The 13,567-nt window shown below is 71.4% G+C and carries 9 protein-coding genes; 6 read left to right on the top strand and 3 right to left on the bottom strand.

Going from position 1 to position 13,567, the window contains the following annotated elements; genetic code table 11:
• Positions 1-9: 9 nt before the first annotated feature.
• The 3 genes from WME83_RS43430 (at position 10) to WME83_RS43420 (ending at position 4,677) form a co-directional block, all read left to right on the top strand.
• Positions 10-1,815, top strand: coding sequence for an acyl-CoA mutase large subunit family protein (locus WME83_RS43430; RefSeq protein ID WP_437315580.1), 1,806 nt, complete (start codon positions 10-12; stop codon positions 1,813-1,815).
• A 296-nt stretch (positions 1,816-2,111) separates the two neighbouring features.
• Positions 2,112-3,854, top strand: a complete 1,743-nt coding sequence (locus tag WME83_RS43425) for an ABC transporter substrate-binding protein (protein ID WP_437315579.1) — start codon at positions 2,112-2,114, stop codon at positions 3,852-3,854.
• Between the two features lie 175 nt (positions 3,855-4,029).
• Positions 4,030-4,677, top strand: coding sequence for a hypothetical protein (locus tag WME83_RS43420; RefSeq protein ID WP_437315578.1), 648 nt, complete (start codon positions 4,030-4,032; stop codon positions 4,675-4,677).
• Positions 4,678-4,692: 15 nt separating this feature from the next.
• Here the strand turns inward: WME83_RS43420 and WME83_RS43415 are convergent, their stop codons facing one another.
• The 3 genes from WME83_RS43415 to WME83_RS43405 all read right to left on the bottom strand — a co-directional run bounded on the left by WME83_RS43415 (position 4,693) and on the right by WME83_RS43405 (position 7,769).
• The gene (locus tag WME83_RS43415; protein ID WP_437315577.1) at positions 4,693-5,361 is read right to left on the bottom strand and encodes a PE-PGRS family protein; all 669 of its coding nucleotides are present in this window, start codon (positions 5,359-5,361) and stop codon (positions 4,693-4,695) included.
• A gap of 176 nt (positions 5,362-5,537) precedes the next feature.
• Complete coding sequence (locus WME83_RS43410; RefSeq protein ID WP_437315576.1) at positions 5,538-6,767, bottom strand: AAA family ATPase; 1,230 nt, start codon at positions 6,765-6,767, stop codon at positions 5,538-5,540.
• Positions 6,768-6,833: 66 nt separating this feature from the next.
• Entirely contained in the window at positions 6,834-7,769 is a 936-nt protein-coding gene (locus tag WME83_RS43405; protein WP_437315575.1) for an FKBP-type peptidyl-prolyl cis-trans isomerase, read from the bottom strand.
• Positions 7,770-7,927: 158 nt separating this feature from the next.
• Here WME83_RS43405 and ppdK point away from each other — a divergent pair, with 158 nt between their 5' ends.
• From ppdK to WME83_RS43390, 3 genes are all read left to right on the top strand, one after another.
• Complete coding sequence (gene ppdK, locus WME83_RS43400; RefSeq protein ID WP_437315574.1) at positions 7,928-10,690, top strand: pyruvate, phosphate dikinase; 2,763 nt, start codon at positions 7,928-7,930, stop codon at positions 10,688-10,690.
• A gap of 197 nt (positions 10,691-10,887) precedes the next feature.
• Positions 10,888-12,423 carry a hypothetical protein gene (locus tag WME83_RS43395; protein WP_437315573.1) on the top strand — a complete coding sequence of 512 codons (1,536 nt, stop codon included), beginning with the start codon at positions 10,888-10,890 and terminating at the stop codon, positions 12,421-12,423.
• Positions 12,424-12,701: 278 nt separating this feature from the next.
• Entirely contained in the window at positions 12,702-13,433 is a 732-nt protein-coding gene (locus WME83_RS43390) for a PspA/IM30 family protein (protein ID WP_437315572.1), read from the top strand.
• The last annotated feature ends 134 nt before the right edge of the window (positions 13,434-13,567 follow it).

Below are 13,567 nucleotides of genomic sequence, written 5' to 3'. Positions count from 1 at the left end.
ATGCGGGCCATGGCGCAACGACAGCCCACCCCCCCTCCGCAGACCGACGCGGATCGCGCGCTCCGGTCTCCGGCCCACGAAGGCGAGAGCAACGGAGGCGCGCCCCGCACCACGAACGGCGGAGGCGGCGACGGGCTCGGGCTCGACAAGGACGGGCTCGCGGCGCTCCGGCGCGCGGTGGCGGCGTGGCGCGAGGGCCCGGTCGCCGAGGCGTCGGCGCGCTTCCCGCCGCGCAGCGAGCGCTTCACGACCTGGAGCGGCGTCGACGTGCCCGACCTCGCCACGCCGGCCGACGCGCCGGCCGACTACGCGGCGGCGCTCGGGCTGCCCGGGGAGTACCCGTTCACCCGGGGCGTCCAGCCGACGATGTACCGCGGCAAGCTCTGGACGATGCGGATGTTCGCGGGCTTCGGGACGCCGGAGCAGACGAACGCGCGGTTCAAATACCTGCTCGCCGAGGGGCAGACGGGCCTGTCGACCGCCTTCGATTTCCCGACGCTCATGGGCTACGACTCCGACTCTCCGCGGTCGCTCGGCGAGGTCGGGATGTGCGGTGTCGCGGTCGACACGCTCCGCGACATGGAGGTGCTCTTCGACGGCATCCCGCTCGACCAGGTGACCACGTCGATGACCATCAACGGCCCCGCCGTGGTGCTGCTCGCGTTCTACATCGCGCTCGCCGACAAGCGCGGGATCCCGCGCAAGCGGATCGGCGGCACCGTGCAGAACGACTGCCTGAAGGAGTTCATCGCCCAGCACGCCTGGCTCGTCCCCCCGCGCCCGGCGATGCGCGTCGTGACCGACATGATCGAGTTCTGCGCGCGCGAGGTGCCGCGGTGGAACTCGGTGTCGATCAGCGGATACCACATCCGGGAGGCGGGCTCGACCGCCGCGCAGGAGCTCGCGTTCACGCTCGCCGACGGGCTCGCCTACGTCGAGAGCTGCGTCGAGCGCGGCCTCGACGTCGACGCGTTCGCGCCGCGCCTGTCGTTCTTCTTCGACGTCCACAACGACTTCTTCGAGGAGATCGCGAAGCTCCGCGCCGCGCGCCGGATGTGGGCGCGGTTCCTCAAGGAGCGCTACGGGGCGAAGAAGGCCGAGAGCATGAAGCTGCGCACGCACGCGCAGACGGCCGGCGTCTCGCTGACGGCCCAGCAGCCCTACAACAACGTGGTCCGCGTCTCGCTCCAGGCGCTCGCCGCCGTGCTCGGCGGCACCCAGTCGCTCCACACGAACTCGCTCGACGAGACATACGCGCTCCCGACCGAGGAGAGCGTGACCATCGCCCTCAGGACGCAGCAGATCATCGCCCACGAGAGCGGCGTCGCGAACACCATCGATCCGCTCGGGGGGAGCTACTACGTCGAGTGGCTCACCGATCGCCTGGAGCAGGAGGCGCTCGAGTACATCCGGCGGATCGACGAGATGGGCGGGATGGTGACCGCCATCGAGAAGGGATATCCGCAGCGCGAGATCGCCGCCTCGGCCTACCGGTTCCAGCGAGAGCTGGAGTCGAACGAGCGGATCATGGTGGGCGTCAACCGCTATGCCGCCGCCGGCGAGAAGACGATCCCCCTGCTGCGGATCGACGAGGAGGTGCAGCGGGTGCAGTGCCAGAACCTGGCCCGGGTCAAGGCCCAGCGCGATCAGGACCGGGTGCGAAGCGCGCTCGCCGAGGTGCGAAACAGCGCTCGCGGCCGCGACAACCTCATGCCCCCCATCATCGCGGCGGCCAGCGCGTACGCGACCGAGCAGGAGATCTGCGACGTGCTGCGCGACGTCATGGGCACGTACAGCGACCCTGCGGAATTCTGAGCTCGCGAGATCGCCGGCGCCCGCTCCGGCGCGCGCTCCGGCGAAGGAGCGCGCCGGAGTGCGCATCCGATCAGGTCGCGGGCCTCACGGCGGCCCTGGGAACCCCCTCAATTCGTCAGGTTGACACTTCTCTACGTCGGCCGGTAGAGTGCGCCGGCGTCAGGGTGCCGCAGTCGCGGCTCATCCGTGGCGCCGCCGTACGGTCTGCTGTTGTCGCTGCGCTGCGGCGCTGCGTGCTGTCGGTCGAGTGAGAGGATCGTCGCGGGCGACCGAGGTCGCCGCGAGGGAGCAAGCTTATGAAGAGTCGATCCATGTCGCGCCGCATTTTTGCCCTTTCGGCGCTCTTCCTATCCGTCGGCGCCACGGCGGCTTGTGACAACAAGGGGGCCGAGACCGGCAAGGACCCGGCGGGGGCGAACTCCGCCACCCCGGGCACCGGGCCCAAGGAGCAGGGCGGGACGAAGAGCGGCGGCGCGAAGTTCGTCACCATCTCCAGGGAGCAGCAGGCGTCCTGGGTGCGCAACTTCAACCCCCTCCTCGGCGAGGGGAGCGTGCGCTTCCCCACGGTCGCCGGCATCTACGAGCCCATGATCGTGTACAACACGATGAAGGGCGAGTTCGTGCCGTGGCTCGCCACGAAGTACGAGTGGAGCGACCAGAACAAGAAGCTCACCTTCACGACCCGCACCGAGGTCAAGTGGTCTGACGGACAACCCTTCTCGGCGAAGGACGTCGCGTTCACGTTCGGCCTCCTCAAGAAGTTCCCGGCGCTCGATCTCTCGGGCGTGTGGAAGTTCGTCGACTCGGTCGAGGCCAAGGACGACACCACCGTCGAGTTCAAGCTCAAGGAGGCGTTCGTCCCCGGGCTCCACTACATCGGCCACCAGCCGATCGTGCCGGAGCACAAGTGGAAGGACGTCGCCGACCCGGTCACGTTCACGAACGAGAACCCGGTCGCGACGGGCCCCTTCACCGAGGTGAAGACGTTCCAGAACCAGATCTACGAGCTCGGCAAGAACCCGAACTACTGGCAGAAGGGCAAGCCGGCGGTCGAGGGGCTGCGCTTCCCGGCGTACCCGGGCAACGACCAGGCGAACCTGGCGCTCATCAACGGCGAGGTCGACTGGGCCGGCAACTTCGTCCCCGACATCGACAAGACCTACGTCGCCAAGGACCCGCAGAACAACCATTACTGGTTCCCGCTCGTCGGCGGCACCGTGACGCTCTACCCGAACGCCACGAAGAAGCCGTTCGACGACATCAAGCTCCGCAAGGCCATCAGCATGGCCATCGACCGCGCGCAGATCGCCAAGATCGCGGTCAACGGCTACACGGTCGGCGCGGACGGGACCGGGCTCGACGACGCCTACGCGCGCTGGCGCAACGAGAAGGCCGCGGCGGCGGGCGACTGGACCAACTACGACGTGGCCAAGGCGAACGCCCTCCTCGACGAGGCCGGCTACGCCAAGGGCGCGGACGGCATCCGGGCGAAGGACGGCAAGCCGCTGAAGTTCGACATCAACGTCGTGACCGGCTGGTCCGACTGGGTGCGCGCGGTCCAGATCACCACGCAGAACCTGAAGGCGGTCGGCATCGACGCGTCGCTGAAGACCTACGACTTCAGCGCGTTCTTCGAGGCGCTCCAGAAGGGCACGTTCGACATGTCGATGGGCTGGACGAACACCGAGCCCACGCCGTTCAACTTCTACCGCGACCTCATGGCCCCGGAGTTCGTGAAGCCCGTCGGCGAGGCCACGACGCGCAACTGGCACCGCTTCGGCGCCAAGGAGGCCGAGCCGCTGTTCAAGAAGTTCGCGGCCGCGACCGATCCGGCGGAGCAGAAGAGCATCATCGACGAGCTGCAGATGATCTACGCCCAGCAGGTGCCGGTCATCCCGCTGTTCAAGAACCCGTCCTGGGGCGAGTACAGCACGAAGCGCTTCGTCGGGTGGCCCAGCAAGGAGAACCCGTACGCGAAGCTGTCGCCGAACAACTCGCCGGACTACCTCCTCGTCCTGACCGAGATCAAGCCGAAGTGAAGGTCGCTGCGCGGCGCGCCGGGCACCCGGCGCGCCGCGGGCGTCTTCGCGGCTTCAGCGCCCCCGCGCGCCGCTGCGCGCCTCGTCACCTCGCCGCGCGTTCCGCGCAGCTCCTCCCCTCCGTCTCCGCATAAACCTTGGCCGCCGGCGGCGCCGGTGCGAAGATCGCACCGCCATGCGCCCCTCGGCCGCCCAGATCGCACGGTTCGCTGCGCTCCTCTCCGGAGCCGTCCTCGCCGCCTGCGGCGGCGGCCAGCACGCGGGCGCCGCGGCGTTCTGGGAGGGCGGCACCGTCGACCCCGCCACGCCGGCCGAGCCGGACGCCGCGCAGCAGAAGGCGCCGCGCCGGGCGGTCGGGACGCCCGACGACTTCGACGGCGCCCCGTCCACGCCCGAGGAGCGGGCCCCCTCGTCGTGGGTCGGCGTGCGGCACGACCTCGCGCTCGCGCGCGCGGCGTCGCGCGCCGAGCGGTGCAGCTGCCTGGCCGTGGAGGTGGGGGAGGCGCGCGACCGGAGGTTCCAGTGGGCGGCCGGCGCCCCGGAGACCGGGGGCGACACGCTCGCCGTCGCCCTGAGCGCGCGCGGGGTGCCCTGCCCGGGCGGCCCCGCCGACGAGGAGCTCCGGCGCCCGTCGATCTCGGCGGTCGATCAGGAAGGAAACGACGTCATCATCGAGGTCGAGGAGCTGCCGCCCGGGCGGCCGCTCGCGACCGGCGCCGTGATCCCGAGGCCCGCCCGGGGCGGGGCGATCTACGTGAAGGGGCGGAGCGCGAAGGTCCCCTACGCGCGCGCCGCCGGCGGCGCGCGCTGCAAGGTGTACTGAGACCGGCGGCGGCGCTCAGTCGCTGGGAGCGCCCGCGCAGATCCAGTCGCTGATCTTTTTGATGTTGGCCTCGGACAGGGCCATGTTCGGGGGCGGGGGCATGCGCTTGCCGCCGTTGCAGAGGTCGACGTTGCGCAGCTTGTTGATGAGGTAGCTCTGGCTCGGCATGCCCGGCACGACGAGCACCCGATCGGCGCAGGTCGTGCTGTCCGCGCTGACGAGCCCGTCATGGGCCGCGTTCGCGCGGAGATCGAGCTCGCCGGGCAGATGGTCGCTGTTGCCGTGGCACCCCGCGCAGCTCGCGGTCAGGATCGCCTGCACGTCGGCGAAGGTCGCGGTGTCCGCGCCGCAGGCCGGATCGGTCGGGGTGGAGCCGCCCTCGCCGCTTCCGCCGCCCTCGTTGGCGCCGCCCTCGCCGCTTCCGCCGCCCTCGTTGGCGCCGCCCTCGTTGGCGCCGCCCTCGTTGGCGCCGCCCTCGTTGGCGCCGCCCTCGTTGGCGCCGCCCTGGCCCGTGGTGGCGCTGCTGGTCGAGGTGGTCCCGCCGCCCGAGCCCGTGGTGGCGCTGCTGGTCGAGCTGGTCGTGCCGCCGCCCTCGCCGCCGGGGTCGTCGTCCGAGCAGGCGGCCGCCGATAGGCCGACGGCGAGACAGAGGGCCAGTCGAAGTGTAGTTTTCTGGAGAAGCATGGAAGACCTCATTGCACTGGATTCGCGCGGCGGTCGCCGCGCCGTGGACGCGCCGGTAGCCTAGAGGTCTCTGTGGTCGTTCACAATGCATTTCGCGAGAAGGGCAGATATTCTGCTCCTCGCGAAATGGCGGCACTGCAACTCAATGGCAGCGCTGTACCGCGCTGTCCGGCGCCCTACCCCGCGAGCGCCTTCGAGGACAGCAGCTCTCCCGGATCGCGCTCTGCCATCTCCTCGAAACGCGGGAGATCGGCGAGCCGGCGCGCCGTCGTGGCGCCCGTCTCGGGGTCGCGATCGAACGCGATCGCGCGGCTGAGGCCCTGCTTCGAGACGCCCCGGAGCAGCGCGGGCGAGTGGGTGGTCGCCACGATCTGGCAGACGGAGGGCCGCGCCGCGCCCTCCAGGAGCTGCGCGAGCACGCCCGCCCGCTCGGGGTGCATGCCGGCGTCGGGGTCCTCCACGAGGAGCAGCGAGCCCTCCGGCGCGGTGAGCACGCCGGCGATCTTGCCGAGCGCGCGCAGCGCGCCGTCCGGGAGGCTCGGCGCCGGGACGCGGGTGCCGCCCTTCTCGACGAGCACCATCATCACGTCGCCGAGGCCCGTCTCCGCAAACTCGATATCGAGGATCTCGGGCGCGAAGATCGAGCGCGCCCAGCCGAGCACGTCGGCCTTGTGATCGGCCTCCTGACAGAGCCAGCGGAGCACGGCGGAGAGGTTCTGCCCGCCGGCGCCGAGGTTCTCGATCTCGTGCGGCACGTAACCCCGCATGCGCGAAGGGTCGATGTCGATCGACAGCGTGCCCCGCATCGCGACCTGGAGCGCGTTGCAGAGCGCGATGACGTCCGAGAGGCTCACGTCGTCGCCGCGCCCGCGGTGGTGCTCGATCTGGCCGAGCAGGCTGCGCCGCGCGGGGTTGCGATCCATCGACGCGATCCGCATCGAGCGGCCCTTCTTCGACGCCGACATCAGCGCGCCCGCCGCGGCGAACCCCTCCAGGCCCTTCAGCGCCGACGCGGGCGTGTCGAAGAGCGGCCCGCCGGCCGACTTCGCCTCGAGCGACTCGTGCTCGACGATCACGTCGGGCTCGACCTGACACGTGATCTTGTGTGTGAGCTCCTCCTTCCCTATCGCCCACCGGCTCTCGATGGTGAACGATTTGGCTCCCTTGTGCGTGGCCCCCTGCGTGCCGCCGCGCAGGCCCGGCCAGATCTCGCGCCTGCCGTCGACGCGGCCGCGGAAGATGTCGCACAGGGGGAGATCCAGCCCGACGCCCTGCAAGAAGCGCAGGGCGTCGAGGAAATTGCTCTTGCCGGAGCCGTTGGCCCCGAGCAGCAGCGTGAAGGGGGACAGCTCCACCGTTTGATCGGCGAAGCTCTTGAAGTTCTTGAGCCGAATGGATGTCAGCATGCCTGGCCGCTCGCAGCTCTCCATGTAGCCAGGCGGTCGGCCGGATGTAAAGCGCCGGCCGACGGATCAGCGAAAGTCGAGGAGCTCGATGTCGAACACGAGCATGCCGGCGGGCGCGCCGGGGCGCGTCGGCTTTTCGCCGTACGCGAGCTCGGCCGGGATCCAGAAGCGCGCCTTCTCGCCTTTCACCATCAACTGTACGCCCTCGGTCCACCCCTTGATCACGCCGCCCAGCGGGAAGGTGATCGGCTCGTCGCGGACGATGGAGCTGTCAAACATCTTCCCGTCCGTGGTCCACCCCGTGTAGTGCACGGTGACGCGGCTCGTCGGCTTGGGGTGCTCGGTGCCCGTGCCCTTCTGCAGGACCTCGTAGGCGAGCCCGGAGGGGGTCTTCTTCGCGGCCTTGGGCGGCGCCTTCACGTCCTTCGGCACGGGCGGGGGCTTCGGCGCGGGCGCGAAATCGAGCAGCTCGACGTCGAACACGAGCATTCCGGCCGGGGCGCCCGGCTGCATCGGCCGGTCGCCGTAGGCGAGGTTGCCCGGGATCCACAGGCGGCGCTTCTCGCCCTTGCTCATGAGCTGGAGCGCCTCCGTCCACCCTTTGATCACGCCGCCCACGCCGAAGCTCGCCGGCTCGCCGCGGAGGACGGAGCTGTCGAACATTTTTCCGTCGGTGGTCCATCCCGTGTAGTGGACCTTCACCTTGTCGTCGGGGCCGGGATGCTCCTTGTCCTTGCCCGGCGTCAGCACCTTGAACGCGAGGCCCGAGGCCGTCTTCTGCGCGTCCGCGGGCGGCGCGGCCACGTCCGGGGGCGCAGGCAGGCCGGCGGGCTCTGGCGGCGTCGGCTCCGCGGTGGGCTCGGCCGCGTGCGTGGGCGGCGCGGCCGGCTTGGCAGACGCGGCCGCCGGGGCGTCGGCGGTCGCCTGCGGGGCCGGCTTCTGGTCGCAGGCGGCAAGGGGGACGGCAAGCATCGCAACAAGGACGAGGTATCCGCGCTTCATGCGCGCTTCATAGCTCGTCCGCCGTCGAGAGCCGGTATTTTTGTGAGGTGCGCGGCGCGATTCCGTCGGTTGCGGACCCAGCGCCGCCGCCGGCCGTCCGCGCGCGGCGTTCGAGGGATCTCGACCCGACTGCGCGGACGGTCTAGCGTGCCCCGGCCATGGGGAGATCGATATACTTCTTCGGCGGGGGGCAGGCGGACGGGGACGCACAGCAGAAGGAGCTGCTCGGCGGCAAGGGCGCGGGGCTCGCCGAGATGACGCGCCTCGGCATCCCGGTGCCGCCGGGCTTCACGGTCACCACCGAGGTCTGCAACGCGTACTATGCCGCGGGCAAGGCGCTCCCCGCCGGCGTCGAGGACGAGATCAGGGCGGCGATCGGCCGGCTGGAGTCGCTGCTGGACGCGCGGTTCGGGAGCCCCGAGGCGCCGCTGCTCGTGTCCGTCCGCTCCGGCGCGCGCGCGTCGATGCCGGGAATGATGGATACCATCCTGAACCTCGGCCTGAACGACGAGATCGTCCGGGGGCTCGCGAAGCGCACGGGCAGCGAACGATTCGCGCTGGACGCCTATCGGCGTTTCATCCTGACGTATGCCGATATCGTGCTGGGCGTGCCCCGCGACCGCTTCGAGGAGGCGCTCGGCCGCGCGCGCAAGCAGGCCGCGGCGCGGCTCGGCGTCGACGCCACGCGCCTGAACGCCGCCGAGCTCGAGCGCAAGGTGCCTGATTCGCTGCTCGATCCGGAGTCGCTCGCGGCGCTGATCCAGCGGCAGAAGGACATCGTCCTCGGGGCCACGGGGCGGCCGTTCCCCGACGACCCGTACGCGCAGCTCTGGGGCGCGATCCGCGCCGTATTCGATAGCTGGAAGAACCACCGGGCCCAGGTGTACCGGAAGATGCACGACATCCCGGAGGCCTGGGGGACGGCCTGCAACGTCCAGGCAATGGTGTTCGGCAACCTGGGCGACGACTCGGGCACGGGCGTCGCGTTCACGCGCGATCCGTCGACGGGCGAGCGGCGCTTTTACGGCGAGTGGCTCCCCAACGCGCAGGGCGAGGACGTGGTGGCGGGGGTGCGCACGCCGCACCCGCTGTCGAGGTCCGGCGCGGGCGGCGGCGTCGACGACGCGCGCTCGCTCGAGGCGCAGATGCCCGAGGTGTACGCGGAGCTCGTCGAGGTGCAGGCCACGCTCGAGCAGCACTTCCGCGACATGCAGGACCTGGAGTTCACGATCCAGCAGAAGAGGCTCTATCTGCTCCAGTGCCGCACCGGCAAGCGCACGGGCCGGGCGGCCGTGCGCATCGCGGTCGAGATGGCCAAAGAGGGCCTGATCAGCCAGCGCGAGGCGATCTTGCGGGTGGACCCGGGCTCGATCGATCAGCTGCTCCACCCGAGCATCGACCCGAGCGCGCCGAAGAAGCTGCTCGCGCGCGGCCTGCCGGCGAGCCCGGGGGCGGCGACGGGGCAGGTGGTGTTCAGCGCGGACGAGGCGGAGCGGCGCGCCGGCCAGGGCAAGGCGGTGATCCTGGTGCGGTCCGAGACGTCGCCGGAGGACATCCACGGCATGAAGGCGGCGCGCGGCATCCTGACGGCCCGCGGCGGCATGACCAGCCACGCGGCCGTGGTGGCGCGGGGGATGGGCAAGAGCTGCGTGGCCGGCTGCTCGGCGATCAGCGTGAGCCAGGGCCAGATGGCGGTGACGCTCTACGACGATCACGGGCACGCGACCGACACGATCACGGTGAAGGCCGGCGACCTGATCACGCTCGACGGCGGCACCGGCACGGTCTACCTCGGGGCGGTGCCGACGGTCCCGGCGGCGCTGAGCGGCGAGTTCGAGGAGCTGATGGTCTGGGCCGACGCGGTCCGGCGCCTGCGCGTGCGGTCGAACGCCGACACGCCCCACGACGCGAGGACGGCGCGCAACTTCGGCGCCGAGGGCATCGGGCTCTGCCGCACCGAGCACATGTTCTTCGACGAGGAGCGGATCCAGGCGGTGCGCGAGATGATCCTCGCGGACGGCGAGGCGGGGCGGCGGCGCGCCCTCGCGAAGCTCCTGCCGTTCCAGCGCAGCGATTTCGTGGGCGTCTTCCGCGAGATGGCCGGCCTGCCCGTGACGATTCGCCTGCTCGATCCGCCGCTGCACGAGTTCTTGCCGCAGGACGAGGCGCAGCTCCACCAGCTCTCGAAGGCGATGGGCGTCCCCGCGCAGGACCTCTCGCGCAAGAACGAGGAGCTCGCCGAGTACAACCCGATGCTCGGCCACCGCGGCTGCCGGCTGGCGATCACGTCGCCGGAGATCTACGAGATGCAGGCGCGCGCCATCCTCGAGGCGGCGTGCGAGGTCGCGGCGGCGGGCATCGAGGTCGAGCCCGAGATCATGATCCCGCTCAGCATGACCCGGCGCGAGCTCGCCATCACGCGCGCGCTCGTCGAGGGGGTCGCGGAGAAGGTGTTCGCCGAGAAGGGGCGGAGGGTCGACGTCCGGTTCGGGACGATGATCGAGCTCCCGCGCGCCGCGCTCGTGGCCGGCGAGCTCGCGGAGGAGGCGGAGTTCTTCAGCTTCGGCACGAACGATCTCACGCAGACGGCGCTCGGCATCTCGCGCGACGACGCGGGCCGGTTCCTCGGCGCGTACGTCGAGGCCGGCATCTTCGCGAGGGATCCGTTCCAGTCGCTGGACGTGGCCGGCGTGGGGGAGCTCGTGGAGATCGGGCGGGATCGGGGGCGCGCGGCGCGGCCCGGGCTGAAGCTCGGCGTCTGCGGCGAGCACGGCGGCGATCCGAGCTCGATCGCGTTCTTCGAGCGGGCCGGGCTCGACTACGTGTCGTGCTCTCCCTTCCGCGTCCCCGTGGCCCGCCTCGCGGCCGCGCAGGCGGCGCTCGCGGCCGAGTCCACGAGGGGTCCGCGCGCGACGGACTGACCATCACCGCTCCGGGACATACGCTGGCTGGGCGGCGCGACATCCGTTCTCACGAGCGTGCTTTGCGCGCGCGCGAGCGAGCTTTGGTGTCGCGCCGAGTCTGCTAAGACAGGAGCCTCGCCGTTCATCGCCGGTGTCTGGCTTGGCGCGCCTGCCCGCCCAAGCGGCTCCACCGCGCGTTGGCGACTGGAGGTCTCATGCGTCATCTCGGCGTCTCCTCTGCGCTCCTCGCTATTTTGGGGGCCGCGGCCTCGGGTGCGTTCGTCGCGGTCGGCTGCCATGCCTCGGGCCCGCGCCGCGATCCCGGCGCGGGCGGCGCGGCCGCCGGCGCGGGCGGCAGCGGGGGCGACGGCGGCGCGGCCGGGAGCGGCGGCGGCGGCGCTCCTTCGGAGCCCGGCTTCGGCGGGGCGCTCTCCCCCGGCGAGGACGCCGGGGTCGTCGATGGGGCGGTGAACCCGTGCGGCACGGAGTGCGGGCCGGAGGAGCTCTGCGACGTCGGCCACCTCGGCCTCGACGACGACTGCGACGGTCAGGTCGACGAGACGTGCTCCTGCGTCGCGGGGCAGGCGCACGCGTGCTTCATGGGCGATCCGTCGTACCGCGCGGTGGAGGGGTGCTTCCCGGGCACCGAGCTCTGCAACGAGGTCGGCGTGTGGGGGCCGTGCATCGGCGGCCGTCACGCGACCGAGAGCTGCTTCAGCGAGAGCCCGGCGGGCTGTCACGCGCTGCAGGCGCCGCCGTTCGCCGACGTGAACCTGAAGGAGGGGACAGGGACGTTCAGCGCGGACGCCGAGCCCGGATCGGAGACGTGGACCGTGGTTTGCCCGGCGGGCATCGACCCGTGTCCGGGCGTGTCCGGGGCCGACCCGGCGGACGATTACAAACCGCTCCAGTCGGGGGAGTACAAGGTCGTTTACACGAAGCGGCTCGCGGACGGCACGACCGGCTCCTGTGAGTATGCCCTTTACGTCGGCGCGCCCGGCCTGCGGGTCGAGCTCGAGTGGGAGCACGACCTCGGCGGCGACGGGGTGGATCTCGATCTGCACCTGCACCAGCCGAACGACACGCAGCCGTGGCGGGTCGGCGGATCGGCGAGCGACTGCGGCTACAACAACTGCACGGTGGAGGCGCTGGACTCGAGCCCGGAGATCCGCTGGTTCAGCGACACCGCGTCGCCGCCGGAGCCGGTGAGCTGGTTCCTCGACCCGGTGGAGGCCAACAACACCTGTTATTACGCGCCGCGCGGGGCCGGGGAGGCGTGGCGCACCCTCGGCCAGGGGTGCCACAACCCGCGGCTCGACATCGACAACATCACGTGCGATCCCGACGTGACGGACCCGAACAGCGACGATTTCTGCGCGCCCGAGAACATCAACGTCGATTTTCCGCCGTTCGGGCAGTGGATGCGGATCGGCGTCCATTATTATTCGAGCCACGGCCGGCGTTATGCGGTTCACCCGCGGGTGAAGATCTTCTGCAACGGTGCCCTCGGGGCGGATCTCGGGCCGACGGGGTTCTACGATCCGGAGGCGCCGGTGACGTTCTCGTCGGGCGACGGGAGCACCCGGTACTGGCTGGTCGCGGACGTCGCGTTCGTCGACGGCGGCGAGTGCGGGGAGGACACGTGCGTGGTGAGGCCGCTGTACGAGGACGAGACGGTGAAGATCCCGCTGCTGACGACGCGCTCGTTCGTGGAGACGAGCGTCGGTCCGGGCTATCCGCCGCCGCCCTGAGGGCCGGTCGCTGGCGCGTCGCGGTGGGCGCGCGGCGAGGGGGCGGTAGGCGCGCCGCGAGGGGGCGGCGGGCGCACGCCAACGGGGCGGCAGGCGCACGCCAAGGGCGCGGCGGGCGCACGCCAAGGGCGCGGCGGGCGCACGCCAAGGGCGCGGCGGGCGCACGCCAAGGGCACGGCAGGCGCGCCGCGAGGGGCGGCGGGCGCGCGGCGCGGGGGCGCCGGCGGCGCGGCGCGCGGGCGCTTTACAGGGGCGGCGGGGCGGTGCACGCTACCGGCATGGGCATCTTCGACCGGATGGGAAAGGTCATCTCGAGCAACGTCAACGCGCTCCTCGACAAGGCGGAAGATCCGAAAAAGTCGCTGGATCTCATCGTCGAGGAGATGAAGGACCAGGTCCGCGCGGCGCGGAAGGAGCTGGTCGACGCGGTAGCGGCGGAGAAGGTGCTGCGCAAGAAGGTCGACGAGCTCGACGCCGAGGCGGAGAAGTGGGAGAAGCGCGCCGAGCTCGCGCTGAAGGCGAACGACGAGAAGCTCGCGCGCGAGGCGCTCGTGCAGAAGAAGCGGGTCGTGGGCGAGCGCGACCGGGCCGAGGCGATGCGCGCGGAGCAGCGCTCGGCGGTCCTCTCGATGAAGACCGAGCTCGAGCGCATGGAGGCGAAGCAGGAGGAGTTCCAGGCGCGGAAGGGCACGCTCGCGGCGCAGATCCAGCAGCAGCGCGCCGGCGGCGGGGCCGAGGGGCTCGGGTCGCGGGGCGGCCAGAGCGCGTTCTCGGAGTTCCGGCGCATGGAGGAGCAGGTCGAGGGGCAGGTGGCGCAGGTCGCGGCGTCGCGCGAGGTCGAGGAGGCGATCTCCGGCGGCGGGCTGTCGGCGGCCGAGCTGGAGGCGAAGTTCGCCCAGCTCGAGCACGGCCGCGGCAGCGCGGGCGGCGCCGACGCGGACAGGCCCGGCGGGTCGGCGGTCGATGATGAGCTCGCCGCGCTGAAGAAGAGGATCCGGATCGGCTCCTGAGGGACCGACGGGGAGAGCGGCGCGGGGGAAGGGCGCAGGCGGCGCTCGCGCTCGCGGGCTGCACGCTGCGGGGCGGGCGCTCTTCGAGCGCCATTCTCTGAACCGCGATTGCCAATCACTGGACGGGGACGACG

This window comes from Sorangium sp. So ce385 (assembly GCF_051474135.1).
Classification (GTDB): domain Bacteria; phylum Myxococcota_A; class Polyangia; order Polyangiales; family Polyangiaceae; genus Sorangium; species Sorangium cellulosum_D.
Note: the sequence above shows the minus strand (reverse complement) of the source record. Positions and strands in the feature narration are given on the sequence as shown.

Bases quoted from the DNA above. Each gene is read 5' to 3' on its own strand.
- WME83_RS43430 (WP_437315580.1), top strand. From the start codon at position 10: ATGGCGCAACGACAGCCCACCCCCCCTCCGCAGACCGACGCGGATCGC.
- WME83_RS43425 (WP_437315579.1), top strand. From the start codon at position 2,112: ATGAAGAGTCGATCCATGTCGCGCCGCATTTTTGCCCTTTCGGCGCTC.
- WME83_RS43420 (WP_437315578.1), top strand. From the start codon at position 4,030: ATGCGCCCCTCGGCCGCCCAGATCGCACGGTTCGCTGCGCTCCTCTCC.
- WME83_RS43415 (WP_437315577.1), bottom strand. From the start codon at position 5,361: ATGCTTCTCCAGAAAACTACACTTCGACTGGCCCTCTGTCTCGCCGTC.
- WME83_RS43410 (WP_437315576.1), bottom strand. From the start codon at position 6,767: ATGCTGACATCCATTCGGCTCAAGAACTTCAAGAGCTTCGCCGATCAA.
- WME83_RS43405 (WP_437315575.1), bottom strand. From the start codon at position 7,769: ATGAAGCGCGGATACCTCGTCCTTGTTGCGATGCTTGCCGTCCCCCTT.
- ppdK (WP_437315574.1), top strand. From the start codon at position 7,928: ATGGGGAGATCGATATACTTCTTCGGCGGGGGGCAGGCGGACGGGGAC.
- WME83_RS43395 (WP_437315573.1), top strand. From the start codon at position 10,888: ATGCGTCATCTCGGCGTCTCCTCTGCGCTCCTCGCTATTTTGGGGGCC.
- WME83_RS43390 (WP_437315572.1), top strand. From the start codon at position 12,702: ATGGGCATCTTCGACCGGATGGGAAAGGTCATCTCGAGCAACGTCAAC.